This is a genomic window from Pseudomonas sp., assembly GCF_002796985.1.
Lineage (GTDB): Bacteria > Pseudomonadota > Gammaproteobacteria > Pseudomonadales > Pseudomonadaceae > Pseudomonas.
In genome coordinates this window covers 425,257-449,660 of record NZ_PEKX01000020.1, presented here as the reverse complement: position 1 = coordinate 449,660, position 24,404 = coordinate 425,257, and the positions used below count along the sequence as shown (strand labels likewise).

The 24,404-nt window shown below is 59.2% G+C and carries 19 protein-coding genes; 1 reads left to right on the top strand and 18 read right to left on the bottom strand.

Features of this window, described 5'->3' with window-relative positions; genetic code table 11:
• Positions 1-14: 14 nt before the first annotated feature.
• Positions 15-554 (bottom strand): type 1 glutamine amidotransferase domain-containing protein, encoded by a 540-nt coding sequence (locus tag CTR55_RS24375; RefSeq protein WP_296290123.1) that lies wholly within the window; start codon positions 552-554, stop codon positions 15-17.
• A gap of 191 nt (positions 555-745) precedes the next feature.
• Here CTR55_RS24375 and CTR55_RS24370 point away from each other — a divergent pair, with 191 nt between their 5' ends.
• Positions 746-1,570 carry an HDOD domain-containing protein gene (locus tag CTR55_RS24370; RefSeq protein ID WP_296290366.1) on the top strand — a complete coding sequence of 275 codons (825 nt, stop codon included), beginning with the start codon at positions 746-748 and terminating at the stop codon, positions 1,568-1,570.
• A 165-nt stretch (positions 1,571-1,735) separates the two neighbouring features.
• On the opposite strand, the gene CTR55_RS24365 is transcribed toward CTR55_RS24370, so the two are convergent.
• From CTR55_RS24365 to CTR55_RS24285, 17 genes are all read right to left on the bottom strand, one after another.
• Positions 1,736-3,634, bottom strand: coding sequence for a beta-ketoacyl synthase (locus CTR55_RS24365; RefSeq protein WP_296290122.1), 1,899 nt, complete (start codon positions 3,632-3,634; stop codon positions 1,736-1,738).
• 256 nt (positions 3,635-3,890) lie between these two features.
• On the bottom strand, positions 3,891-4,823 hold the full coding sequence (arcC, locus tag CTR55_RS24360; protein ID WP_296290120.1) for a carbamate kinase: 933 nt from the start codon (positions 4,821-4,823) through the stop codon (positions 3,891-3,893).
• Between the two features lie 69 nt (positions 4,824-4,892).
• Positions 4,893-5,903 (bottom strand): ornithine carbamoyltransferase, encoded by a 1,011-nt coding sequence (locus CTR55_RS24355; protein ID WP_296290118.1) that lies wholly within the window; start codon positions 5,901-5,903, stop codon positions 4,893-4,895.
• Positions 5,904-6,043: 140 nt separating this feature from the next.
• On the bottom strand, positions 6,044-7,300 hold the full coding sequence (gene arcA, locus CTR55_RS24350) for an arginine deiminase (protein WP_296290115.1): 1,257 nt from the start codon (positions 7,298-7,300) through the stop codon (positions 6,044-6,046).
• A gap of 16 nt (positions 7,301-7,316) precedes the next feature.
• The gene (gene arcD / locus CTR55_RS24345) at positions 7,317-8,768 is read right to left on the bottom strand and encodes an arginine-ornithine antiporter (protein WP_296290113.1); all 1,452 of its coding nucleotides are present in this window, start codon (positions 8,766-8,768) and stop codon (positions 7,317-7,319) included.
• A 587-nt stretch (positions 8,769-9,355) separates the two neighbouring features.
• Positions 9,356-10,750 (bottom strand): sigma-54 dependent transcriptional regulator, encoded by a 1,395-nt coding sequence (locus CTR55_RS24340; protein ID WP_296290111.1) that lies wholly within the window; start codon positions 10,748-10,750, stop codon positions 9,356-9,358.
• Entirely contained in the window at positions 10,747-12,537 is a 1,791-nt protein-coding gene (locus CTR55_RS24335) for a sensor histidine kinase (RefSeq protein WP_296290110.1), read from the bottom strand. The genes CTR55_RS24340 and CTR55_RS24335 overlap by 4 nt, the downstream gene beginning before the upstream one ends.
• A gap of 338 nt (positions 12,538-12,875) precedes the next feature.
• The gene (gene gmhB, locus CTR55_RS24330) at positions 12,876-13,424 is read right to left on the bottom strand and encodes a D-glycero-beta-D-manno-heptose 1,7-bisphosphate 7-phosphatase (protein WP_296290108.1); all 549 of its coding nucleotides are present in this window, start codon (positions 13,422-13,424) and stop codon (positions 12,876-12,878) included.
• Positions 13,421-14,110, bottom strand: coding sequence for a nucleotidyltransferase family protein (locus tag CTR55_RS24325; RefSeq protein ID WP_296290106.1), 690 nt, complete (start codon positions 14,108-14,110; stop codon positions 13,421-13,423). The genes gmhB and CTR55_RS24325 overlap by 4 nt, the downstream gene beginning before the upstream one ends.
• Positions 14,110-14,694, bottom strand: coding sequence for a D-sedoheptulose 7-phosphate isomerase (locus CTR55_RS24320; protein ID WP_296290104.1), 585 nt, complete (start codon positions 14,692-14,694; stop codon positions 14,110-14,112). The genes CTR55_RS24325 and CTR55_RS24320 overlap by 1 nt, the downstream gene beginning before the upstream one ends.
• Positions 14,694-15,725 carry a dehydrogenase gene (locus CTR55_RS24315; RefSeq protein ID WP_296290102.1) on the bottom strand — a complete coding sequence of 344 codons (1,032 nt, stop codon included), beginning with the start codon at positions 15,723-15,725 and terminating at the stop codon, positions 14,694-14,696. Before CTR55_RS24315 ends, CTR55_RS24320 begins: the two co-directional genes overlap by 1 nt.
• Positions 15,726-15,737: 12 nt before the next feature.
• Complete coding sequence (locus tag CTR55_RS24310) at positions 15,738-16,769, bottom strand: GDP-mannose 4,6-dehydratase (protein WP_296290100.1); 1,032 nt, start codon at positions 16,767-16,769, stop codon at positions 15,738-15,740.
• On the bottom strand, positions 16,770-17,921 hold the full coding sequence (locus CTR55_RS24305; protein ID WP_296290099.1) for a glycosyltransferase family 4 protein: 1,152 nt from the start codon (positions 17,919-17,921) through the stop codon (positions 16,770-16,772). It lies immediately after the preceding gene.
• Positions 17,918-19,009: an acyltransferase family protein gene (locus tag CTR55_RS24300; protein ID WP_296290097.1), complete on the bottom strand. Its 1,092-nt coding sequence runs from the start codon at positions 19,007-19,009 to the stop codon at positions 17,918-17,920. The genes CTR55_RS24305 and CTR55_RS24300 overlap by 4 nt, the downstream gene beginning before the upstream one ends.
• Positions 19,006-21,027 carry a hypothetical protein gene (locus CTR55_RS24295; RefSeq protein ID WP_296290096.1) on the bottom strand — a complete coding sequence of 674 codons (2,022 nt, stop codon included), beginning with the start codon at positions 21,025-21,027 and terminating at the stop codon, positions 19,006-19,008. The genes CTR55_RS24300 and CTR55_RS24295 overlap by 4 nt, the downstream gene beginning before the upstream one ends.
• A gap of 5 nt (positions 21,028-21,032) precedes the next feature.
• Entirely contained in the window at positions 21,033-21,959 is a 927-nt protein-coding gene (locus CTR55_RS24290; RefSeq protein ID WP_296290095.1) for a GDP-L-fucose synthase, read from the bottom strand.
• Positions 21,960-22,028: 69 nt separating this feature from the next.
• Entirely contained in the window at positions 22,029-24,320 is a 2,292-nt protein-coding gene (locus tag CTR55_RS24285; protein ID WP_296290093.1) for a methyltransferase domain-containing protein, read from the bottom strand.
• Positions 24,321-24,404: the final 84 nt, after the last annotated feature.

Genomic DNA, 24,404 nt, shown 5'->3' with positions numbered 1-24,404 from the left:
TGGGTCGAGCCAGGTCAGGCCGCGAGGGTTTCGATCAGCTGTTTGTTGAAGGCCGGGATGTCCTCAGGCTTGCGGCTGCTGATCAGTTGCCCGTCCTTGACCACCTGGCGGTCGACCCAGTGGCCGCCGGCATTGTTGATGTCGTCCTTGAGCGAGTTCCAGCTGGTCAGGGTCTTGCCCCTGACCAGTCCGGCGGACACCAGCAGCCAGGCGCCGTGGCAGATTACCGCGATGGGTTTGCCGGCTTTGTCGGCCTTGCGCACGATTTCCTGGGCCTTGGGCAGGCTGCGTATCTGGTCGGCGTTGATCACTCCGCCCGGCAGCAGCACGGCGTCGTATTCGTCGATGTGAGCGGTCTCGAAGGTGCCATCGACCTTGAAGCTGTCCGCGGGTTGGTCGTGGTGCCAGCCGCGCACCTTGTCCTTGTTGTCGGAGAGAATTCTTACCTTGGCGCCGGCTTCTTTCAGGGCGTCGCGGGGGCCGGTCAGCTCTACCTGCTCGAATCCGTCGGTGACCAGGATGGCGATGGTCTTGCCTTTGAGTGTCTGGCTCATGGTTTGTCTCCCATTTCTTCCGCTTGGGTGTAAAGGTTCCGACACAGCCGCCGATGAAAGTTCAATCAAAAGCAGCAGTCCCAGACGCCCTGGCTCTGGGTAAACTGCGCTCCCCGTCAACTTTTCCCAGCGCGCCCATGTCCCAAGAACTCTCCGCCGAACAGATTCGACAGGCCCTGCAGGGCATCAGCGTGCCGCCGCAGCCGCAGATCATGGTTGACCTGCAGATGGAGCAGTTCATGCCCAACCCGGACCTGAAGGCGATCGCCAAGCTGATCAGCCAGGATCCGGGGCTGTCCGGTGCGCTGCTGAAACTGGTGAACTCGCCGTTCTTCGGCCTGGCCAACCGCATCACCTCGATCCAGCGCGCGGTGAACCTGCTGGGCAGCCGCTCGGTGATCAACCTGATCAACGCCCAGTCGATCAAGGGTGAGATGAGCGACGCCACCATCGTTACCCTCAACCGTTTCTGGGACACCGCCCAGGATGTGGCCATGAGCTGCCTGACCCTGGCCAAGCGCATCGGTTACGAGTCGGTGGATGAGGCGTACGCGCTGGGCCTGTTCCACAATTGCGGCATCCCGCTGATGCTCAAGCGTTTCCCGCACTATATGACGGTGCTGGAGGAGGCCTACGCCAGCGCCAGCGACGAGCGCCGCGTGGTGGACACCGAGAACCGCGTGCTGAACACCAACCATGCGGTGGTCGGCTACTTCACCGCGCGCTCCTGGCGCCTGCCGGAGCACGTCTGCGAGGCCATCGCCAACCACCACAACGCGCTGTCGATCTTCAGCGAGGACAACTGCCGCGATACCCAACTGAAGAACCTGCTGGCGATTCTCAAGATGGCCGAGCACATCTGTGGCTCCTACCGCGTGCTGGGTAACCAGGCCGAGGATCACGAGTGGGAAAGCGTACGCGCGCGGGTGCTGGATTACGTCGGGCTCAGCGAATACGACTTCGAGAACCTCAAGGCGAGCATTCTCGAACTGGGCGTGGGGCAGGGGACGTACTGACCGTCGCCTGGGCTCTTCGTAGGAGCGAGCTTGCTCGCGAACAAAGTTCCCGGCGTCTTTTGATGCTGGGCGGTTCGCGAGCAAGCTCGCTCCTACGAAGGGCGAGCTGTCTTCAAGAATGAAAAAGCCGGGCATCTGCCCGGCTTTTTCGTTCAACGTCGGCGATCAGTCGAGCATGTCGCTGAAGCGTTCGTCCTTCTTGTAGGCGATGGTCTGGCTGAAGCCGGGGACCTGGATACCCTGCTCGCTGATCTCGATGGCCTTCTCGTCGATCATGTCGTTGCCGAAGTTGTAGATGATGTCGAAGCGGCCCTGGGTCGCTGCTTCGTCATACTGCCGCGCGGCTGCGCGGGTGGCTTCGCGGCGGCCCTGGTAGTCGGCGTAGGCGGCATCGCCGTGGCGTTTGCGCAGCATCTTCTCGGTGACGGCCGGGGACAGCAGTACGCCGGTGGCGTTGTTGCCGCCGAAGCCCTTGGAGTTGATGAAGCAGACTTCCAGGTCGTCGCGGCGCACGTCGCTGTTGGACAGGGCGATGTGGTCCTTGAAGACGTCGTCGGCGAATTTGTCCACGGTCTTGATGCCGGGAATCACGCCGTAGCGGAAGGTGCCCAGGGCGGAGATCAACTGGTCGGCGCTGGCGGTCGCCAGGGAGTGGCCGACGAAGGCCTTCACCGCGGTGACCGGCCAGCCGTCGATGCCGAAGGCGGTGGCGACGCGGTCGAGGATTTCCGACTCGGTGACGCGGTTGGCCGGTGTGCTGGAGCCGTGGGCGTGGACGAAGCTGTGCTGGCGCACGCTCTTTTCGCCGACGATCTGCGCGGCAGCGGCCACGGCCTTGGCCATGGTCAGGTAGTTGCCCGGACCGGGAGCGGAGATGGATTTCTTGAAACCGTCGGCGTTGATGAACACGTCCGGTACCGAACCGTGGATGTCGGCACCCAGTTCGAGGGCCAGGTCGTCATCCATCAGCACCACGTACTGGGCGGATTCGGCCAGGGAGAAGCCGCAGTTGTCGCCGAACGGGCGGCTGGCGCGGCGGAAGTCGACGTCGTCGCGGCCTTCGATGTGGCGCAGGCCTTCCTCGGTGGCCAGCGCGCCCATGGCGGCGTAGCCCTCGATGATTTCGGAGGTGATCGGCGCTTCGGCGTTGCCGACGATGGCCACGCGGGCCTGGCCGGTGGTGATGACGTCGATGCCTTTCTGCAGGTTATAGAGGAAGGTCGCGCAGGCGCCGGTGACGCTGCCGGTCATGCCGACGCTGCCCAGCACGTAGGCATTGATGAAGTCGGTGGGCATGCTGTTGAAGCCCAGTGGCAGTTGCTTGGCCGACACGCGGTGGCCGCGCAGGCGCGACTGCAACAGGCCGCCGAAGCCGTTCTCGTCCAGCTGGCTCATGATGCTGCTGGAGAACACGGCGATCTCGTCGGGCTGTACGGTGTTGCAGATGGTCTGCCAGTCGATGCCGGTGGAGCGCACTGCGTCGGTGGCGGCGACCACGGACATTTGCAGGCCACGCGGGTGGAAGCGCGAGTTGTACAGCTCGCCCGGCTCGAAGCCGGTGGGCAGTTGGCCGGCGGACTTCACCGGCAGCGCGCGGTAGCTGTCGACCTTGAATTCGCAGCTGTCGTGCAGGGTGACGCGGACTTCGCCGCCTTCGAGCTCTTCCACCGACCAGTTGGCCGGCAGCGGCTCGGGCAGTTGCTTGCGCAGGGAGGTGAAGGTCACCGGGCTGCCGGCGGCGCTGACGGTCAGGCTCTTGTGGCAGTGCGCGGCGTCGACGTCGAGGTATTGCAGCTCGATGCGACGGATCAGGGTGGACTGGCGAATCTGCGACTCGAAGCGCTGCTCGATGGCGGCAAGGTCGAGGCTGTTGCCGTCGGCATCCTGAAACTTGCCGTCGACGACCTTGACCAGCTTCATCATCACCGCGAGGCCGGCGAGGGTTTCCTGGCGGGCGGCGGGCTCCATGGATTCGAGGGCGGTGCGGCGGAACCCATGGTGGAAGGAACTGCGGCCTGCCGCGTTATATCCACCAAAACCAACGATGACCGGTAGTCGAGACATCTCTCGGAAACTCCTTCAGCAAGTGCATCTTGCGCGCCGGACGACGGTGACCCATGGAGGGGCAGCCCGGTGGCACAAAGCCAGGCGTGGCTTCTAGTGATTCGGAATGCTTTAGCTGACGAGGATCATGACTGCCGAGTCACGCTCGCGCCAGGAATTGACGGAAGAAGGCGATGAATTTCCCGGAAGATCGTGCAGAGACTTATGAATGAAAACGGGAGCCGCGAAGGGCTCCCGTTTTATTCAGCGGCGAAACTCAGCGGTATTCGATGCCAGCTTTCTTGGTGCTGACGCGAGTACCGGACTTGCCTTGGGTGATGGCAACGATGTTTTCCAGCGAACCGATCACCGCGTCCTTGCCCGTCGCGCGGGCGAACTCGATGGCGGCCATGACCTTCGGCCCCATGGAGCCGGCGGCGAAGCCCAAGCGCTCCAGCTCATCCGGGTGGGCCTGGGCAATGGCTTTCTGAGTGGGCTTGCCCCAGTCGATGTAGGCGGCGTCCACGTCGGTGGCGATGATCAGGATGTCAGCCGACAATTCCTGGGCCAGCAGCGAGGAGCAGAGGTCCTTGTCGATCACCGCTTCGACGCCGGAGAGTTTCTTGCCGGATTCGTCGTACATGGTCGGGATGCCGCCGCCACCTGCGCAGATGACGATGGTGCCTTTCTCCAGCAGCCACTTGACCGGGCGAATCTCGAAGATGCGCTTCGGACGCGGGCTGGCGACTACGCGGCGGAACTTGTCGCCGTCCGGCGCGATGCTCCAGCCTTTTTCCTTGGCGAGGGCTTCCGCCTCTTCCTTGGAGTAGACCGGGCCGATGGGCTTGGTCGGGTTCTGGAAGGCCGGGTCCTTGGAGTCGACCTCGACCTGGGTGAGCAGGGTGGCGAACGGCACTTCGAACGGCAGCAGGTTGCCCATTTCCTGTTCGATCATGTAGCCGATCATGCCTTCGGTCTCGGCGCCGAGCACGTCCAGCGGGTAGGGGCTGACCTTCTCGTAGGCCGCGCCCTGCAGAGCCAGCAGGCCGACCTGCGGGCCGTTGCCGTGGGCGATCACCAGTTCGTTGCCCGGGGCAACCTTGGCGATCTGCTCGGCGGCGATGCGCACATTGATGCGCTGGTTATCGGCAGTCATGGGTTCGCCACGACGCAGCAGGGCATTACCGCCCAATGCGACGACGATACGCATATCAAGTACCTCCAAAAGAGTGGGAGCGCCCGGACCGACGACGGCGTCGCGGTCCGGGGCTATCCGGCATTACATGTCGGCGAGGGTCGAAACGAGGATTGCCTTGATGGTGTGCATGCGGTTTTCCGCTTGCTCGAAGGCGATGTTGTACGGGGACTCGAAGACGTCTTCGGTGACTTCAATGCCGTTCTTCAGGTTCGGGTACTTGGCGGCGATCTCCTTGCCGACCTTGGTTTCGCTGTTGTGGAACGCAGGCAGGCAGTGCATGAACTTCACGCGCGGGTTGCCAGCGGCCTTCATGATTTCCATGTTGACCTGGTAGGGCAGCAGTTCGGTGATGCGTTCGCCCCAGGCGTCCACCGGTTCACCCATCGAGACCCAGACGTCGGTGTGGATGAAGTCCACGCCTTTGACGGCGACTTTCGGGTCTTCGGTGATGGTGATACGGGCGCCGCTTTCTTCAGCGAACTTCTTGCAGGCGGCGACGTGCTCGTCGGTCGGCCAGAGTTCCTTCGGTGCAGCGATGCGTACGTCCATGCCGAGCTTGGCGCCGATCAGCAGCAGGGAGTTACCCATGTTGTTGCGGGCGTCGCCCAGGTAGGCGTAGCTGATGTCGTGCAGCGGCTTGTCGCTGTGCTCGCGCATGGTCAGCACGTCGGCCAGCATCTGGGTCGGGTGGTACTCGTCGGTCAGGCCGTTGAATACCGGAACACCGGCGAACTTGGCGAGTTCTTCGACGATCTCCTGCTTGAAGCCACGGTATTCGATGGCGTCGTACATGCGGCCGAGTACGCGGGCGGTGTCCTTCATCGACTCCTTGTGGCCGATCTGCGAGGAGTTCGGGTCGATGTAGGTGACGTTGGCGCCCTGGTCATAGGCGGCGACTTCGAAGGCGCAGCGGGTGCGGGTCGAGGTCTTTTCGAAGATCAGCGCAATGTTGTTGCCTTTCAGGTGTTGCTGCTCGGTACCGGTGTACTTGGCGCGCTTCAGGTCGCGGGACAGGTCGAGCAGATAGCGCAACTCGCGGGTGCTGTGGTGCATCAGGCTGAGCAGGTTGCGGTTGTGCATGTTGAAAGCCATGGTGTTTCTCCTTGTGGGATCCGATCTCGGCCCGCGTCAGTACAGCTCGTGGCTGGCGGGGCGGGCGGCCCTGGCAAGGGCCGCCTCGTGAGGTCAATGCGCTCTGGTTGAGGTAGTCGCGTTTATCGGGTGCCGATCGATCAATAGTCGATCGGGTCGCGGATGATCGGGCAGGTCATGCAGTGACCGCCGCCACGGCCCCGGCCCAGCTCGCCGGCGCTGATGGTGATGACTTCCACGCCAGCCTTGCGCAGCAGGGTGTTGGTGTAGGTGTTGCGGTCATAACCAACCACGACGCCCGGTTCCAGGCAGACCACGTTGTTACCGTCGTCCCACTGTTCGCGCTCGGCAGCGAAGCTGTTGCCGCCGGTTTCGACGACACGCAGTTTCTTCAGGCCCAGGGACTCGGCGACGACAGTCATGAAGTCCTTGTCTTCGCGCTGGACGCTGATGCCGTAGGGGCTCTTCTCGTCCGGGCGCAGGATGAAGGGAACGATCTCTTTCACCACTTCAGGGAAGACGGTGACCAGGTCGCGGTCGCAGAAGGTGAATACGGTGTCCAGGTGCATCGCGGCGCGGGACTTGGGCAGGCCGGCGACGATGACTTTTTCCGCGGCACCCTTGGCGAACAGCGCCTGGGCTACCTGGCCGATGGCCTGGCGGGAAGAGCGTTCGCCCATGCCGATCAGGACGACGCCATTGCCGATGGGCATTACGTCACCACCTTCGAGGGTGGACATGCCGTGGTCCTTGTCCGGATCGCCGTACCAGACTTCGAATTCGGCGTTGGTGAATTCCGGGTGGAACTTGTAGATGGCGGTGGTCAGCAGGGTTTCCTGACGTCGCGCCGGCCAGTACATCGGGTTCAGGGTCACACCGCCGTAGATCCAGCAGGTGGTGTCACGGGTGAACTGGGTGTTGGGCAGCGGCGGCAGCAGGAAGCTGGAGTGGCCCAGGTAGTCGCGGTACATCTTCAGCGCCTTGGCGCCTTCGCTTTCCGGGATGTCGTCGGAGGCTACGCCGCCGATGAGGAACTCGGCCAGTTTGCGCGGCTCCAGGCCTTCGAGCCAGGAGCGCAGCTCGTTGGTCAGGCCAAGGCCGACGCTGTCAGCGGTGATCTTGCGATCGAGGATCCACTTGAGGGCCTCGGGGTTCGCCACGATGTCGGTCAGCAGGTTGTGCATTTCCAGAACATCGATGCCGCGTTCGCGCATCTTGGTGACGAAGTCGAAGTGGTCGCGCTTCGCCTGGTTCACCCAGATAACGTCGTCGAACAGCAACTCGTCGCAGTTGCTCGGGGTCAGGCGTTGATGGGCGAGTCCAGGCGAGCAGACCATCACTTTGCGTAGTTTGCCAGCTTCAGAATGGACGCCAAGTTTGGTTTTTTCCGTGCTCATGAGATGTCTCCAGGAGTTACAGAGTAAGGAAGCCGTCGTAGAGGCCATAGGCCGCGATCAGTGCACCGATCACGACAACCGCGAAGATCAGCTTCTCGACATTGGTGAAGATGGGTTGGCCCACTTCATGTTTCGCTTTGGCGAAGAGGATGACGCCGGGCGCATACAGCAGCGCCGACAGCAGCAGGTATTTCAGGCCGCCTGCGTAGATCAGCCACACCGCGTAGATAACCGAGATGCCGGCGATGATCAGGTCTTTGGTGCGATCAGCCGAGTCGGTCTCGTAGGTCTCGCCCTTGACTGCCAGCAGCAGGCCGTAGGCGGCGGACCAGAAGTACGGGATCAGGATCATCGAGGTCGCCAGCAGCAGCATCTTGGTGTACGGGTCCATGCCACCGTCGGTGCTGCCGGAGGTGAAGAACACGATGACCAGGAAGACCTGTACGCAGATGTTGGTCAGCCAGAGGGCATTGGCCGGCACCTGGTTGGCGTTCTCCTTGCGGAGAAACTCCGGCATGGTGTGGTCCTTGGCGGCGGCGAACATGATCTCGGCGCAGAGCAGTACCCAGGAGAGCAGGGCACCCAGCAGGGAGATCAGCAGACCGACACTGATCAGGACAGCGCCCCAGTGACCGACCACATGCTCCAGCACCAGCGCCATCGACGGGTTCTGCAGCTTGGCCAGTTCCGGCTGGGTCATCACGCCCATGGACAGCACGTTCACCAGGACCAGCAGCAGCAGGACGGTGATGAAGCCGATCACGGTGGCCTTACCGACGTCCGAGCGTTTTTCCGCACGGGAGGAGAAGATGCTCGCGCCCTCGATGCCGATGAACACCCACACGGTGACCAGCATCATGTTGCGCACCTGGTTCATCACACTGCCCAGGTCAGGATTGCTCTTGCCCCAGATGTCTGCAGTGAAGATGTCCAGCTTGAAGGCGAACAGGCAGATCAGGATGAACAGGAACAGCGGGACGATCTTCGCCACCGTGGTGACGGTGTTGATGAACGCAGCTTCCTTGATCCCGCGCAGCACCAGGAAGTGCAGGGCCCACAAGAGGACCGACGCGCCGACGATCGCCGCGACGGTGTCACCCTTGCCGAAGATCGGGAAGAAGTAGCCCAGGGTGCTGAACAGCAGGAGGAAGTAGCCGACGTTGCCCAACCAGGCGCTGATCCAGTAACCCCAGGCCGAGGAGAAGCCCATGTAGTCACCGAAACCGGCCTTGGCGTATGCGTACACACCGCCGTCGAGTTGGGGTTTACGGTTGGCCAGGGTCTGGAAGACGAAGGCCAGGGTCAGCATGCCCACCGCAGTGATGGCCCAGCCGATCAGGATGGCGCCAACGTCCGCGCTGGCTGCCATGTTTTGCGGGAGAGAGAAGATCCCCCCGCCGATCATCGAGCCCACAACAAGAGCCGTTAACGCGCCGAGCTTTAGCTTTTGGCTGCTTTCTTGCGACATTTAAGAATCTCCCTATAGGAAGTTGGAGAGTGAGGCTATTTAGCGCCCGTCTTGGCGGGGCACTCCTGATTCAGGTCAATAGCTTGCTATCCAATGTATTGGGCAGTACTTCCCGCTCTGCCCACCCCGCATAAACCATAGGAGAGGTTTTGCATTAGTGCCCGATTTAGAGGGGTTTTTCGTGAAGTTTTGATCGCGATCTCGTGACCGCTAAATGGCAGCCGGATACGCCGGCCCAGACAGGCCGAGTGGTGGCGAAAATTTCGCCGACACGGACGGTCGAAGGCGCGTTATGTAGGAAAGTCCTGAACGACGCTGGAAGGGAAGGGGATTGGCCGGGGCAGGATCACTGCACCCGGCGATGCGCCCTGCAAGATGAAGGCGCGAGATGGCAAGAAGCCCGAAGGACACCGCCGGGTTCGTGGCCCAGCGGGCGCGATGTGACGAGCACGCCGCGACATGTGATGCACAAGGCAATCGCATCCGTGTCTTAGAGCAAGGTGTGTGCCAGGGCAGAAGATAGCGCCACACCGCGCTACGGCGCCGTTCGCCGTGGGTAGCAGGCGCGGCGATCGGCGGATTTTCGCTCAGCCGTCGGCATCGTCGGCGGAATTTCCGCCACTGCCGGAGAACAGCAGCCCGTGCTTGCGCAGTTTGTCGTGCAGGGTCTTGCGTGGCAGGCCCAGAGCTTCGGCAAGGCTGCGTAGGGAGTTGTGCGAACGGCCCATCTCGGCGGCGATCAGTGAGCGCTCGAAAGAGTCCACCTGCTCGTTCAGCCCGGCACCTGGGGCGACGGCCATGGCACGGCCATGGCTATCGTCCAGGCCGAGGTCCAGCCCGAGGGCATAACGCTCCGCCGCGTTTTGCAGCTCGCGGACATTGCCCGGCCAGCCGTGGGCCAGCAGTTGCGCGCGCTGCGCCGAGTCCAGTGGGCGGGCGGTCAGGCCATGGCGTTCTGCGCCGCGTTCGGCAAAGTGCTGAAACAAAAGAAGGATGTCATCGCCCCGTTCGCGCAGCGGTGGGATGCGCAGGCTGGCGACATTCAGGCGGTAATAAAGGTCGGCGCGAAAGCGGCCTTCGTCCGAAGCCAGACGCAGGTCTTCCTTCGTCGCTGCAATGATGCGGATATCCAGCGGGATGAGCTGGTTCGAGCCCAGTCGTTCGACGGTGCGCTCCTGCAACAGGCGCAGCAGCTTCACCTGCACGTCCAGGCTCATGCTCTCGATTTCGTCGAGGAACAGCGTGCCGCCGTTGGCGAACTCGAACTTGCCGATGCGGCGCTTCTGCGCGCCAGTGAAGGCGCCTTGTTCGTGGCCGAACAGTTCGCTCTCGACCACCGACTCCGCCAGCGCGCCGGCGTTGATAGCGACGAAGGGGCCGTTGCGGCGGCTCGACAGGTCATGCAGGGCGCGGGCGACGACCTCCTTGCCTGAGCCGGTTTCGCCCAGGACCAGCACGTCCGCGTGGATCGCCGCGAGAGAGGCGACCTGTTGCTGCAGGCGTTGCATCGGAGCGGACTGGCCGACCAGCCGGCCACGAACTTCCTTCTGCTCGGTCAGCGCCAGGCGCAGGCTTCGGTTGTCCAGCACCAGTCGGCGCACATCGAGCGCGCGGCGCACGCTGTCCAGCAGTGCGTCGCTGGGAAACGGCTTTTCGAGGAAGTCGTAGGCGCCTGAGCGCATGGCCTTCACGGCCAGGGGCACGTCGCCATGGCCGGTGACCAGAATCACCGGTAGCTCGGAGTCCTGCGCGTGCAACTGTTCCAGCAGTTGCAAGCCATCGATGCCCGGCATGCGGATGTCGCTGACGATCACTCCCGGCCAGTCCCGCGCCTGCTGCGGATCGATCTGTCGCGCATCGCCCAGGGCGACCACCTTGAAGCCGGCGAGGTCGAGGGTCTGGCAGAGCGCTTGGCGCAGGTGCGGATCGTCATCGATCAGCAGCACCTGGGTGGTGGTGTCGAACGGCTCAGCCGAACTCATGCGCGGGTTTCCTCCTGTGGCGTCAGGGTCACACCGGGGATGCCCGGCAACAGGTGCAATTGTACGAGAGCGCCGCCCTCGGGGTGATTGCCCAATTCCAGGTGCCCACCCAGAGTGCGTAACAAGGTGTCGCAGATGGCCAGGCCCAGGCCGAGGCCTTTGGCGCTGGTCTTGGTGGTAAAGAACGGCTCGCGGGCATGGGCCAGGGCTTCTTCTGAGAAGCCTGGACCGTTGTCGCGCAGGGACAGGATGATGCGTTCGGGCGTTTGCTCGGTGGTCAGCCAGATGCGCCTTGGCAGGCCCTTCTCGGTCAGGGCGTCGAGAGCATTGGAGAGCAGGTTGGAGAGGATCTGTCGTAGCCTTGTCTCGCCGGCCTGCACCCAGATAGCCGCATCCGGCAGATCGCGCAGCAGCTCCACATTCATGGCCTGGCGGCGCTGGGCAACCAGCGCCAGGGCGTCATTGATCGCCGGTTGCAGTGCGACGTTCTCTGGCGCCCGGCGTGCGCCGCGGGCGTAGGCCTTGAGGTGGCCGATGATCGAGGCCATGCGCCCGGTCAGTTCGCCGATCTGTTGCAGGTTGCCGCGTGCATCGTCGTAGCGTTCATGGTCGAGCAGTACGCGGGCGTTGTCGGCGTAGCTGCGGATTGCCGCCAAAGGCTGGTTGAGCTCATGGCTGATGCTGGCGGACATGGTGCCCAGGGCGGTGAGCTTGCCGGCCTGAACCACTTCGTCCTGGGCGTGCAGCAATTCGCGCTGTGCCTGCTCGCGGTTGCTGACTTCCTGCTGCAATTTCGTGTTGGCGCCTTCCAGCTCCTGGGTGCGCTCCTGCACGCGCAGCTCCAGCTCGTGCTTGGCCTGGGCCTCCAGTGCGATGCGCTCCAGGTAGTGGCGACGGCTGATGGTCAGCAGCGACAGCAGCAGAAGGAGTGCAACCAGGGTCGCCGCCCCGATCAATACGACGCTGCGGACGGGCGCGTCGACCTGAGTGCGAGGGGTATAGATGCTGACTGTCCAGCCAGTCTCCGGCAGGTGGCGGCTTTGGCTGATCCATCGGCGCGGGTCGATCTTCAGCGGGGCAGGATGCAGCACGGGATAGGGGATGTTCTCGGCGATTTCACGCTGCTTGGCAGGCGACAGCTCCTTGGCCGTGCGGAAACGCCACGCGTTGCTGGAGGAGAGAATAACGACGCCATTGGAGTCCATTACCAGCAACTGCTCCGGCGTATTGCCCCAGAGCTGCTCCATGTGTTCGAGGTCGACCTTCACCACCAGCACGCCGAGCAGCTTCCCCCCCTCTCGTACGTCGCTGGCGAAGTAGTAACCGCGCCGTTTGGACGTTGTGCCCAGGCCAAAGAAGCGCCCCTGCCGGCCTTGTGTCGCTTCCTTGTAGTAGGGGCGGAACGAGAAGTTGCGGCCGACGAAGCTGTCCGGCTGATCCCAGTTGGAGGCGGCATGGGTCATGCCGTCCGCCTGGATCAGGTAAATGACGTCCGCTCCGGTACGCCCGCGTATGCGCTGCAGCTCCAGGTTGGCGGCGTTCTGTGCCGTCAGGCTTTCCGGGGCTTGCAGCGCGGAGCGCAGCGTCGGCAGCTCACCGAGGATGGGTGGCAGGTCTTCGTAACGGCGCAGGGTGCCGAGCAGGTTCGCGACGTAGAGGTCGAGGGTCTGCTGGTTCTGTTCGGCCAGTTGCTCGCTGTAGTAGCGCTCGGCGAAGTGGTGGAGGGGCCAGAGTAGGGGGCCAGCCAACAACAATATCAGGGCGTACCAGCCAAACCGATTAGTCATAGCTAGACATGCCTGTAGTGCGGTTTAAGGAATCTTGGGGATTCTATTGGATATATACCGCTTTGAGTCATGCATCTGCAGGCGGAAGAGGGACACTTCCCAGGTACCGAAGGAATGCCAGCGATCGGGCAGCGCTGCAGTTTCAAGAGTATTTTCCGGAAGCTGGCGCCGCAGTTGGCGCCACCGGTACGGGCCTTGGAAGAGGCTGCGGGTTGTCCGAAACAACGCAGCTCAGTTGCCAGGGAGTGCTGGAGGCACTCCCTGGCAAGACCTGCAGTCCGAACCGTGCGAATGTTGCTTCGGCGGCAAGTTACCGCCTGGGCGGGCCGGTCAAATGCTCACATTTTCTGCTTCAGAAAACCTACCACATCACTGAGCTGTTGAATCGGCGTGCCCTGCGTTACTCCGACTTCATCTCCGAAATAGAATAGGTTGCCAACGCCTGCGCGCTGTCCCGCCTCCATATCGGTGATCTTGTCCCCCACCATGAGGGATGCGCTCAGGTCGATGCTGTGTTCTTGCGCCGCCTGTATCAACATTCCTGGGCCAGGTTTGCGGTATTCGCTTTCGCGGCGGTAATCGCCAATGCCGTGTTCCGGGTGGAAAGGACAGAAATACACGTCATCGATGTGCGCCCCATGCTGGGCAAACTGGGCTTTCATCCAATCAGTCAGAGCATGGAAATCTGTTTCGGTGTAGAAACCCCGTCCAATGCCGGCCTGGTTGGTCACAACGATGACGAGGTAGCCCGCCTGGTTCGCAGTGGTGACTAGCTCAAAGATGCCGTCGATAAACTGGAAGTCATCCGGGCGATTAACATAGGCGTGATCGATATTGATCACACCGTCACGATCCAGGAAAAGCGCAGGTCGCATCGAGTTGCTCATCGTCCTGCCAGTTCTGTCTGTGCCCGTTGATAGTCTTCCGGTACGCCAATGTCGATAAAGTGCCCGGACGTCACGAAGACATTCACAGGCATCCTTTGTACGGCCGGCGCGAGGAAGTCAGCTTCAAGAGAAAACGGCTGGTTCAGCGCGAAGTGGTCCAGTTGGGTGCTGTCAAATACATAGCATCCACCGTTGATCAGCCCCTGCCCGAAAACACCTTTCTCGGTGAATCCCAGAACCAGATCATCCTGCACCAGCAACCGTCCAAAGCGGGCGGTGTCCGGCACTTGCCGCGCTACGATGAGCGGGTTTCGCCTGGATAGCCAGTATTCGTCGATTGCCGATGCTTCTAAGTCGAGAAAGGTATCGCCGTTCAGCACGAAAACATGATCTTGGGTGCAGCGGGTCATTGCCAGGCGCACCGCCCCGCCCGTTCCGAGCGGGCTGTCTTCCACGACATAATCCAGGTCCATCCCAGCAAAGCGGTTGCCAAAATGGCTGGAAATCTTCTCGGCCATGTAGCCCAGTGACAGTACCACCCTGGAAAAGCCCTTGCTGGCGAGAGAGCACAGAAGAATTTCCAGGAACGGACGCCCGGCGACTGGTGCCATCGGCTTGGGCCAGTCGGGTACTACCTCACGTAAGCGGGTGCCGAAGCCACCCGCCAACACAATCGCCTCACGCATCAGGGCTGTGCCTTGAATATCGCATCTTCCACCAGGCCGCACAGAATGTGCCCCAGCACCAGGTGACCTTCCTGGATCTTGGGAGTGTCGGACGACGGTACTTCCAGCAGGTGATCGCACAATTCCTGCATCGGACCGCCGCGGTTTCCGGTCAAGCCGATACACACCAGCCCCCGCGCGCGAGCTTCTTCGAAGGCCTTCAGAATGTTTGGCGACTTGCCCGAAGTGGAGTAGCCAATGAAAATGTCGCCTTTTTGCCCAAGTGCCTGAACCTGGCGAGCGAAGAGCTTTTCGTAGCCATAATCGTTGCCGATGGCGGTCAGGATGGACGTATCCACGGTGAGCGCGACGGCAGGCAGACCGGGACGATCAAAGGCGAAGCGGCTGACAAACTCTCCGGCGATGTGTTGGGCATCGGCAGCACTGCCACCATTTCCCGCCAGCAGGATCTTTCCGCCCTTCTTTAGGCACTGAATGGTGGCGGTAGCCGCTGCACTCAGCTGCGCTTGCAAGGCTGCGTTTTCCAGCATTGCCCCCATGACACGCTGAGCTTCCTTGATCTGATCGATTACATACTGCTGCATCACATTCTCCATGCCTGTGTGCCTTGCTTCGTGAAGTGGCAGTTACTGACCTGCCCGTTGAATTGGTTCAAAGTGCGAATGACGTCCATGCGCCGCTCGGTGGGTACGAAGAACAGCATGAAGCCGCCGCCGCCAGCACCGGAGACCTTGCCCGCCAACGCACCAGCCTCAATGGCTGCGTTGTAGATTTCTTCGATATGTGGGTTCGAAACCGTCTTGGCCGAACGCTTCTTGTTCTCCCAGCCCAGTTTCATCGAGTCCACAAGGCCTGCAAAGTCACCACGCAGCAGGCATTCTTTCATAACTTGGGCTTCGCGCTTGATGCCGTGCATCGCCTCGAGTGCATCCACCGCACCCGCTTTCACGTTGCTGCTCTGGTCGGCGATGATGCGCGCCGACTCCCGCGACACACCTGTGAAGAACAACACCAGAGAAGCTTCCAGCTCGCAAAGAATCCAGTTCTTGATGCGCAGCGGGTTGATGATGGCGCGATCGTCGGCGTAGAACTCCATGAAGTTGAAGCCGCCGAACGTGGCCGAGTACTGGTCCTGACGCCCACCTTGCAGGTCGCAATCGATGCGCTCGATCTTGAAGGCCAGGTGAGCCATGGCGTAATCGTCCAGCGGAAGATTCAGTAGCTCGACGAAGGCCCGGATGATCGCGACCACCAGCGTTGAAGACGACCCCAGGCCGGAGCCCGCAGGCGCATCACAGAAGGTGCTCAGCTCAAGCGCAATCGGTTCGCCGCCATTGAAGTGCTGCACCATGTGGCTGTAGACCGCCTTGTGCAAATCGAGCATGCCGTTGAGCTGCAAGGGCTCACCTAGTGCATGCACCGATGCCGTCTGCTGGTCGGTGGCCAGGAAACGTACTTCCGGCTCATCCAGCGTCTTGATGACGGCGTAGGCATAGCGGTCGATGGCGGCATTCAGCACGTAACCACCGTGAATGTCGCAGTAAGGAGATACATCGGTGCCGCCGCCCGCCAATCCAAGGCGCAGGGGCGCACGTGCTCTAACAGTCAAAGACATACAAGAACCTGATTAACGGTTAAGGGGAATTTTGCCTTTGGCGATCTCGTCGCGCCAATGATTGAGCAGATCCTCAAACATCTTGCGAACAGGGATCTCGGGCTTCCAGTCAATTGCCGTGCGAATCTTGGTGTTGTCAAACATCTGATAGTCGGCGTCGATGGGGCGCAGCCTGTCGGTATCCGTCGCCACGGTGATGTCGTTGCGCGTGCTCATTTCCAGCAGCAGATCGATGACTTCCGGAAGCTGGTAGGCCTCTTCCCCAGCGATATTGAAGTACTCGCCGCGGGCGATTTTCCCCTGTGCACTCGCTTCCAGCAGGAGGAAATAGGCTCGCACTGCATCGCGCGCATCCTGGAAGGTACGGGTACTGGAGAGGTTGCCGACTTTGATGACGGGGTCCTGCAGACCGGCTTCGATCAGCGCGATCTGCTTGGCTACCGTACTTTCAAAGAAGACATCGCTACGGCGAGGACCGGAGTGCGTGCCCATGCGGGTGATGAATGTACGCATGCCATAGGCTTCGCCGTAGAAGCGTCCGAGATAATCCGTGCCGATCTTGCTGATGCTATAAGGGCTTGCGCCGTGGAACGGAGTGTCTTCAGCCAGCGCAACACCCGGCTCGGCTCGCCCATAGACCTCACTGGATGAGCACACATGAATCACAGGATCATATCCGTCGGCCTCTTTCTGCTGGCGGATGCTCTCCAGCAAGTTGGCGGTGCCGATAATATTGGTCTGCAGAGTCTCGATCGGGATATCGAATGAGGTCTTGGGATAAGACTGTGCGGCTAGGTGCGAAATGAAGTCGGGCTTGACCGCTTTGATCATTCGCGAGAGCGCTGCATAGTCATTGAGATCAGCGTAATAAACACTGATTCGATCTTTGCGGTTGATGCGCTGGGTCAGATGGTAAAGATTATCCATCGGCTCCTGCCAGCGCATCATTCCGATAACCTCAAAAGAAGTGTTTTCGAGGACATAGTCGGCAAGCTGCGAGCCAACCTGTCCTGTAATTCCGGTAATCAGTATTTTCTTGGTCATTTAGTTTCCTCCGCAAAGTAAAATATTCAGTTCGTAGGTAGATGTTATTTCAGGTCGCCAGGCAGGCCATTGATAATGGTTCCGGCATACGCTCATGGCGTTCTCTCTGATTCGTTCTCTGAGCTTCTTGTCCCGAAGCAGTGCAATGCAAGCCTCAGAGAACTCGTGTGAGGTATTTGCGATAAAGATGCTTTCTCCATCTTTGTACTCAAGCCCCTCGCACGCAATAGGCGATGCCACGCAGGGCAGGCCCAGTGCCGCATACTGATGAATCTTTCCTCGAATTCCTGCTCCGCTGAGTGCGGGGGTGATGCCGAGTGCCGCACCCTCAAGAGCATCCCTGATCGTGCTGACGGCGCCGACCACCTCGACTTGCCCGATCGAGCAAGTTTTCAAGAGAAGCTCATCGATACCGTGACCCACCAGGCGGAATCGGTAATTGGGCAGCGCTCTGCAGATTGCAGGGTGGACTTCCTGGATGAACCAATAAAGAGCTTCTTGATTGGTTCTCGAACCAAAGTACGCAAAGAACACGATCGTTGCGCTTTCGTTGGAGACTTCAAACGCACCGTCAATTGAGGTTTCCTGTGGAGAAATGCAGGTTGGCAAGCAAATTACCTTACCCGCCGGCTTCAAGAACGCCAACATGTCCCGGTCACTGTCTGAAACCGTGACCACCTTGTCGGCTTTCATTACATAACAGGCTTCCATCATGGCATTGCGCGCGAGGCCGAGCGTGTTCTTCCATGCTCGCCAGAGAGCACGCTTGTTTTTCGCAAAAGCTATCTTGAGTGCACGAAGTTGGGATTCCATGGGGGCGAAAATCAATGTTGCCGAAGGCCAGCGTTTTCGGAAAGCACCGATCAAGGCGCCGGACTGGTGGTATTGAAGATCCACCAGATCGAACCCAGGGTTGTCGAACGTCAGCATTGACATACCCTGCTTCGAGAACTGGTCTCCTGCAACGCAGTGAACTTTATCGAAGATTGTCTTCAGCAAGTCCATGTCGAAGCCATGGTCGCTGCAAGTGACAAGGGCGAGATGCAGGTCTGGCTGGATGTACTTCAATTCAGCGTACAGATCCAGGAGTCTCTGGCCGCCCGCGTGCGTCCTCGAGGGAGGGAGGTAGCTGACAAGAAGAACTCTTTTCATGCAGTCGACTTCGGCCTCGTGAATCTCCGCCCGAAATTGATGGCAGGCTTTTCTACGGACTGATGGAGCACCCAGGAGGCAAGTAGTGATGCGAGTACGGCGGAAAGCAATATCAGATACGGCTGGTGTATATGTTCCCGAACAAGCGCCATCGCAACCAAGCCAATGGCGGCATGGATGAGATAGAACGGGTATACCAGCTCCGCCAGCGTACCGACCATTTTTGGAAGGCGCGTGAGAAGTACCGGGCCAAGACTATAAAAGCCAAGGAATATGACTGCCGACAGCAGGTGCGTGCCGAGATTTTCATAAGTGGAAGCGTCCACCTTGCCTAGCTTGAAAAGCTGGAAGCCGATATATGAAAGAATAATAGAAGGCAGCAGGGTGGCGATTTTTGTAAGAACAGCTTCTTCTTTCTCCGCTAGGTAGATGGCAGAGCCAATGGTTATGAACAGCAGAAAACGCGCTTGGTAGCCAGCGAGCCAAAAATAGTAGTGCTCCCGATAAATCACACCCAGGAAGATCGTCAACAACAGGATTGCCTGTGTGAAGATAAGCCGGCGCAGCGTGAAGGTTCCGACAAGAAACGCAATGAGGTAGAAGAGGACTTCTATCACAAGGGTCCAGAGAACTCCCGCTATGGGGGCTACTCCAAGCCAAGGGTAGGTCAGTGTAATGCTGGCTATATAAGTCGCAGCATTAAAGGTAATGCCTTGTGTCAAATAAAGGAAGATGCCAAGTATGGCAGCGGCAGCAGTCAGTGTTGGGAATATCCTGAAGAAACGATTTAACAGGAACTCCTTTCGACTGTAGCGTCCGCACATCATTGGCATCAGGTAGCCGGTGATCAGGAAAAATAGACTGACTCCTAATATCGCTGATTGAGTTGAAAATGTCTCAATCAGGAATACCTCGGGCAGGTACGCACGCCATTGATTTTGATCGATGAGCGGTAACGGCGTGAAGTCGGGGTTTATGATCCCAGGAATCGCTTGCGCTCCCCCGGCGACCATCACAAAGTGTCCCCACATGACTAAGGCGACGCTGACAATGCGCAACAAGTCGAGGTAAGCCAGTCTGTGTTTCACTTTCCGGCTCCCAGGCCTACGGTGTCACGAAGCCTCTTGTAGTAACGATAAATCGGACGTAGACGGCCGATGAAACCGTTGACTGCGTGTACCGCAGGATCGACCGGAGGCATCGCTGGCAGGGCATGCCCGGACACCTGATCGATGATTTCCTTGGCAATGGGAGACTCGTGATGCACATCGTACAGAGCATTCAGTTCATGGTTGTAGTTGGTCTGCAACTCATAGTGCTGTGCCCAGAAGCCTTTCTCGGTCGCTTTGCGATAGGCCTCGTAGTGCCGATGGAAATGACCAAACTTTACCCGCTGCAGGATATGGCGGGAGCGATGGGACGGCAGACTACAGCCCGCCGCCGCAGCGATGAGACTGATGGGGAGGAGCACATCGAACCGCTCAATCTGGTCCTGATTGAGCAGGTGCAACGCCTTCGCACCAAACATCAGTGTCGATAGCTGATGCTCGGCAAGGCTGTTCTGGGTCCAGCGATAAAGCGCCGTAGAGGTATTGTTGCGCAAGATACCTACGGTGCCCAGCGGTGCCACTTGAGACTGATCGTTCACATAGAAGCCGCCGATGTGCATGCCGTTGGCGCGTTCAGCGGGGGCAGCGGCGAACCAATCGAGTGCCTTCGAGAACGCATCGTACTTGGGGTAGTCGAATTGCGTCAGGAAGGTAACGAAGTCGGCTTGAGCCTTGGGCGTAAGCAAGGCAACTTTCTCGCCTAGCCGTAGTTTTGCCCAATCCCTGCTCGTCAGATCTGCAGCTTTGAACTCTATCAAAGACACATCGACGGGAAGGTTCGGCTGGCTGGGAAGTGCACCACCACAGGCAATGATGCGTACATGCACCCCATGCAGCTGAGCTGCCTGGCCGGCAGCTTCGATTACGTGCTGGAGGTTCAGGAGATCGGAGGTGCTGCCGCCGGCTTCCGGATCTGCGTCATGGTGAAGCAGGACGACGTCTAGACTCTTCTGCGCCAATGTTGTGCAACTGGCGGTCATCCGTTCTTGCCGATAGTGCAGCGCACGTTCAAAGCAGGGCTCGAAGCAGAAGCGCTCAGCCATCAGCTCTTGGGCGAGAATGACGCGGTTCCGAGCCTCGGCTGGATTGCTGTTGATTGCCTGCAGCGCAGTCAGGACTGACTGCGCACGCTCCTGCTCGTTACTACCCGAGAAGTAATAGACGAGGTCCCCGAACAGGTGTTTTACGTGCGGGTTTTCATCAGAAATGACCGGCACGCCGGCGGCAATGCCCTCAAAGACACGGCTGGAGGATGTCTCCGACTTGATGTGCGCAGGCGAGGAGACCGCCAGCACTGCTCCATACTGCCGCATGACTTGCGTCATGCTGACACCGTCGAAGGGAATCTCCCCCTTGTAGGAGCTGAACCCTTCCCAGGGGCTAATGCCCTCGAGCTTGTTCGGGCCGTAAAAATCGGCTGCATCCTTTTCCTGAAGGATGTCCAGCAGACCTTGGGCACGGCCGGCTCGGTCGATACCGCGCTCCCAGTTCACGCCGCAGTAGAAGACTTTGTGCGCGGCTTCTGTTCCAAGCTGATCCAGGGACTTTGGGGGAACCAGTTCGCGCAACGAGCAGGCCGGGAACATCTCGAGTTGGCTGTCAGCCCATTCGGAACCTACAACATTCTTGATATGTCTCTTTAGAAGGTCAGAGCCATTGTAAAGGTACTCGTCATAAGCCCTGAGATGGGGCAGCAGTACACTTCGGTAATCTCCACGCAGATGCATGAATTCCAGCGGGTTGGCGACCCAGAGGAACGTCGGAAGATTCAGGAACTTCGGCGTATCGTAGTGGAACGAAATCGCAAAGTCGTAGTCGTGGTGGAGCGAGGCTGTATTAAGGCAGAGCCCGCTCTCAACATCGAAGCCGAAGTAGTCGACTACCTTGATGGTGTAACCGGTCTGTTTGATCTTCTCGATTAACTCATATTCGCCATTCTTTACGTTTGGCCATTGTGAGATAAGTAAAATGCGAGGCGAAGCTGGGTTCTTGTCCATGTTACTCAGTCCTGGGCATTCTCTGCGTACCACGCCCAGGTCTCTTCCAGACCCTGCCGGATGGTGTGCTGGCAGTTGAAACCAATAGAGTCGATTTTGCTCAGATCGTAAGCGCGGTAGTCCTGACCGTTCGGTTTCGTTTCGTCCCAAACGACGTGATCCTGCATATCGGTGATGTCGGCAATCATGTCAACGATATCGCGGATGCTATAGACGGTACCGCTACCGATATTGGCCGGCCCGCTGATGTTCTGCATGATCGCAAGACCTACGCGCGCCGTGTCTTTGACATACATGAAGTCACGCTTTGCGCTGCCGTTGCCCCAGACGACAACTTTCTCTCCGCGGCGCTTGGCATCGAAGAATTTCTTGATCAACGACGGTACGACATGGCCGAACTCGGTGTCGAACTTGTCACGCGGTCCGAACAGGTTGCAGGAGACAACATAGGCCCATTCCATGCCGTAGCTTTCTTCATAGGCGCGAAGCATGGCCAGCATGGCCCGCTTAGCGTGAGCGTAGGAGTTTTCCGCTGCATGCGGCTCGCCCATGAAGATCATGTCTTCCTTCAGCGGAAGGCCAGGGGAGGGGTAGGGATAAACGGCGCCGGTGCCCATTACGGTGATCTTCTTGACTCCTACTTTCTGGGCTGCGTCTACAACGTTGGTATTGATCATGACGTTGTCGTAGAAAGACAGCGCCTTGTTCTTCATGTTGCCCATGATTCCATAGACGCGAGCGGCTGCATGGAATACATAAGTCGGCTGATGCTTCTCGAAATAGGCTCTGGTCGAGGCCGAATCGGTAAGATCACAATCCTGTCGGCCAAGTGCGAGGACGTTGGTGAATCCCTCTGCTTTCAGGTGCTCAACCAGCGCCGATCCGACCAGGCCTCGTGCACCCGTTACAAGAATTTTTTCGTTCAATTTCATTTTATTTCCCCAAGGTATATGGAATGCTGACAGTAGGTGCCGGTTGTGAAGTCGGCGTTTTCTGGCTGGTCAGGGCTGTTTGTTCTGCGCTGCTATACAGGCCTCTAGCCGCAGTGTCCGCTCGCGCAGTTCTTCGCGCGCAACGACCAGGTCGTCGGTTCGAGACTTGAGTTCTACACAGGCCAGTTCAAGCCGTTCTGTCCGCTCGCGCAGTGTCTCTCGCGTAGCAACCAGCTCATCGGTTCGGGACTTCAGCTCCTCGGCTACAGCTTCAAGCGTTTCCGTTCTTTCTCGCAGCGTGTTGCGCGTGAAGAGAAGTTCCTTGTTGGATTCGGCGAGGAAGCTGCGGGTATGTAGCAAGTCCTTGCTGATTCCTTGGTACTCAGTCTGGAAGCAATTATCCAGAGCCGAGAAGTTCATCTCCTTGCCGCTGCCAAGAAGATTGAGTCCATTCGCACACCTAGCCACGTTATCCCAGGCCACTGCATATTCACGGACTCCATCACCATGATTGAAGCGATTTGGCCGTTCGGGGTTGATGAGCACATCCGCCAACTTGGCATCAAGCAGCGAGGTGCCGAGATTTACTCCGAGTGTCCACGCACTTTGTGCCGCCTGGCGGTCGCCGAGTGCGAAGGCAATCAAGCCGGCGCGGTAAGCAGCTTCTGTCGTTTTGGTGGACAGGTGGATACCAAATGGCCGGACATCCGTCCTTGCACATTCGAGATAGGTCCGCAATGCGCCGGTCTGATCTCCGACGGACTCCATCAGCTTGGCTTTGACGAAGTCGAGTGAAACATGCCACCTCAGTGCGATCGGATCCCCGCCCAGTGCTCTTTTGGCTTCATTCAGAAGACCAATCTGAAGCTGCTTCCTGTGGCTGCTGTGGTTCACCAGAATAGAATACGAAAGGACACACAGCCCGGCCGCGTGATCATTGGAGCCCTGAGGGTATTTCTCGATCACCTCGGTCGCCAGTGTCTCCAGAGCCTGACGGCTTCTCAGGCGGTACTCGGAGTTGACCATCGCATGCATTAGCCAGGGGTTCTGGAAGTACTTGGCGTACTGAATTGACGGATGGTCCGTTGTGGAAATATTGGCGAAGACCCGCTCTTCATAGTTTTCCGAGGTTTCTGCCAGCGGTGACTTCATGGCGGTCATCAGCCACCACTCGCAATCGGCAGGGGACTCCTCGGTAAACTCGACTTCGTGAAGGTTGCGCGCTCTCGCCTCCCACTGATTGCCCTTCTCTCTGGATTTGCACTGGCTTGCAGTCTGCGCAAATGCATTTTCAAGGATGAAGTGCTTGTTCAGTTGTTGTTTGAGCTTGCTCCAGTCGTATACGTGCAGGTGGTATGGGTTAGGGTCCTCGCCAGTTTCATCGCTCCAGTCATTAGGAACGCTGACGATGACTCGTCCTCCAGGGGCCAATATCCGGTTGAACTCTTCAAGCAGCGCTTGCGGGGCCTCGACGTGCTCCAGGGTTTCGAATGACACCACCACATCAAAGGAGGCATCGGGGAAGCGGGCCAAGAACTCCGGGAGCATTCCACAGAGATAGGCGGCTTTGTTTTCGCTCGTCCCGTACAGTTTGTTTGCGTACTCAATTGAATGCTCGCTGCCATCTACACCGATGACCTGCGACGCACCAGTGAGGTTTCGAATGACGTGTGCACCGTAGCCGAGGCCGCAGGCGGCATCCAGGACGCGATCACCTGGCTTGATATAGTTGCACGCCCAATCGTAGCGAATGACATGGGCGTCAGAGCGCTCGCCCACATCGCGCAGCATGTCCATATGTAAACCGCGCTCGGCTTCCAGGAACGAGAGCGGATAAGTCGAGATTACCGGCGAGGGAACTTTCTGTAGAAAAATCGTGATTTGCCAACCATCCTGGTTGAGTTCCTCATAGCCATTGACGCGGTAGTAGCGCGAGTGCTTGATGAAACCAGCCTCCAAGCAACGTTGCTCCCACCATTTGCGACCTTCGACTGTGAGGTGCCAGTGTCCGTCTCGGTCCTGGGTTGTCGCTATTTGGAGTAGCACATTCTTCTTGCAGATCCGATGCATTTCTGCTAGTGCGGCGGGAACATCCTCTGGTGAAAGATGTTCGAGGCAATCGGTTGAGACAATGGTGTCAAATTCGTTGTCGGCAAACGGCAGGCTGAGCACATTGCCGTGGGTGAATCGGCCCGGGAGTCTGGCATTGCAACGCTCAACGACTACTTTGGAGACATCCACGCCATGGGCATTGCAGCGGCGCCGTACCAGTGCTTCGACCAGTCCACCTTCGCCAGCGCCAATATCGAGGGTCTTGCCAAGCCCGCAATTTGCGATCAGCAGCTCGGCAACTGTGTCCATGTCAGCACTCGACTCGCCAATTCGGTCAGGTAGGCCCCAGTAGTTGTTATATATGCTGGAATAATCAGTTTTCTCTGGATTTTT

Coding starts and splice junctions, on each gene's coding strand:
- CTR55_RS24375 (WP_296290123.1), bottom strand. CDS start 554: ATGAGCCAGACACTCAAAGGCAAGACCATCGCCATCCTGGTCACCGAC.
- CTR55_RS24365 (WP_296290122.1), bottom strand. CDS start 3,634: ATGTCTCGACTACCGGTCATCGTTGGTTTTGGTGGATATAACGCGGCA.
- arcC (WP_296290120.1), bottom strand. CDS start 4,823: ATGCGTATCGTCGTCGCATTGGGCGGTAATGCCCTGCTGCGTCGTGGC.
- CTR55_RS24355 (WP_296290118.1), bottom strand. CDS start 5,903: ATGGCTTTCAACATGCACAACCGCAACCTGCTCAGCCTGATGCACCAC.
- arcA (WP_296290115.1), bottom strand. CDS start 7,300: ATGAGCACGGAAAAAACCAAACTTGGCGTCCATTCTGAAGCTGGCAAA.
- arcD (WP_296290113.1), bottom strand. CDS start 8,768: ATGTCGCAAGAAAGCAGCCAAAAGCTAAAGCTCGGCGCGTTAACGGCT.
- CTR55_RS24340 (WP_296290111.1), bottom strand. CDS start 10,750: ATGAGTTCGGCTGAGCCGTTCGACACCACCACCCAGGTGCTGCTGATC.
- CTR55_RS24335 (WP_296290110.1), bottom strand. CDS start 12,537: ATGACTAATCGGTTTGGCTGGTACGCCCTGATATTGTTGTTGGCTGGC.
- gmhB (WP_296290108.1), bottom strand. CDS start 13,424: ATGAGCAACTCGATGCGACCTGCGCTTTTCCTGGATCGTGACGGTGTG.
- CTR55_RS24325 (WP_296290106.1), bottom strand. CDS start 14,110: ATGCGTGAGGCGATTGTGTTGGCGGGTGGCTTCGGCACCCGCTTACGT.
- CTR55_RS24320 (WP_296290104.1), bottom strand. CDS start 14,694: ATGCAGCAGTATGTAATCGATCAGATCAAGGAAGCTCAGCGTGTCATG.
- CTR55_RS24315 (WP_296290102.1), bottom strand. CDS start 15,725: ATGTCTTTGACTGTTAGAGCACGTGCGCCCCTGCGCCTTGGATTGGCG.
- CTR55_RS24310 (WP_296290100.1), bottom strand. CDS start 16,769: ATGACCAAGAAAATACTGATTACCGGAATTACAGGACAGGTTGGCTCG.
- CTR55_RS24305 (WP_296290099.1), bottom strand. CDS start 17,921: ATGAAAAGAGTTCTTCTTGTCAGCTACCTCCCTCCCTCGAGGACGCAC.
- CTR55_RS24295 (WP_296290096.1), bottom strand. CDS start 21,027: ATGGACAAGAACCCAGCTTCGCCTCGCATTTTACTTATCTCACAATGG.
- CTR55_RS24290 (WP_296290095.1), bottom strand. CDS start 21,959: ATGAAATTGAACGAAAAAATTCTTGTAACGGGTGCACGAGGCCTGGTC.
- CTR55_RS24285 (WP_296290093.1), bottom strand. CDS start 24,320: ATGGACACAGTTGCCGAGCTGCTGATCGCAAATTGCGGGCTTGGCAAG.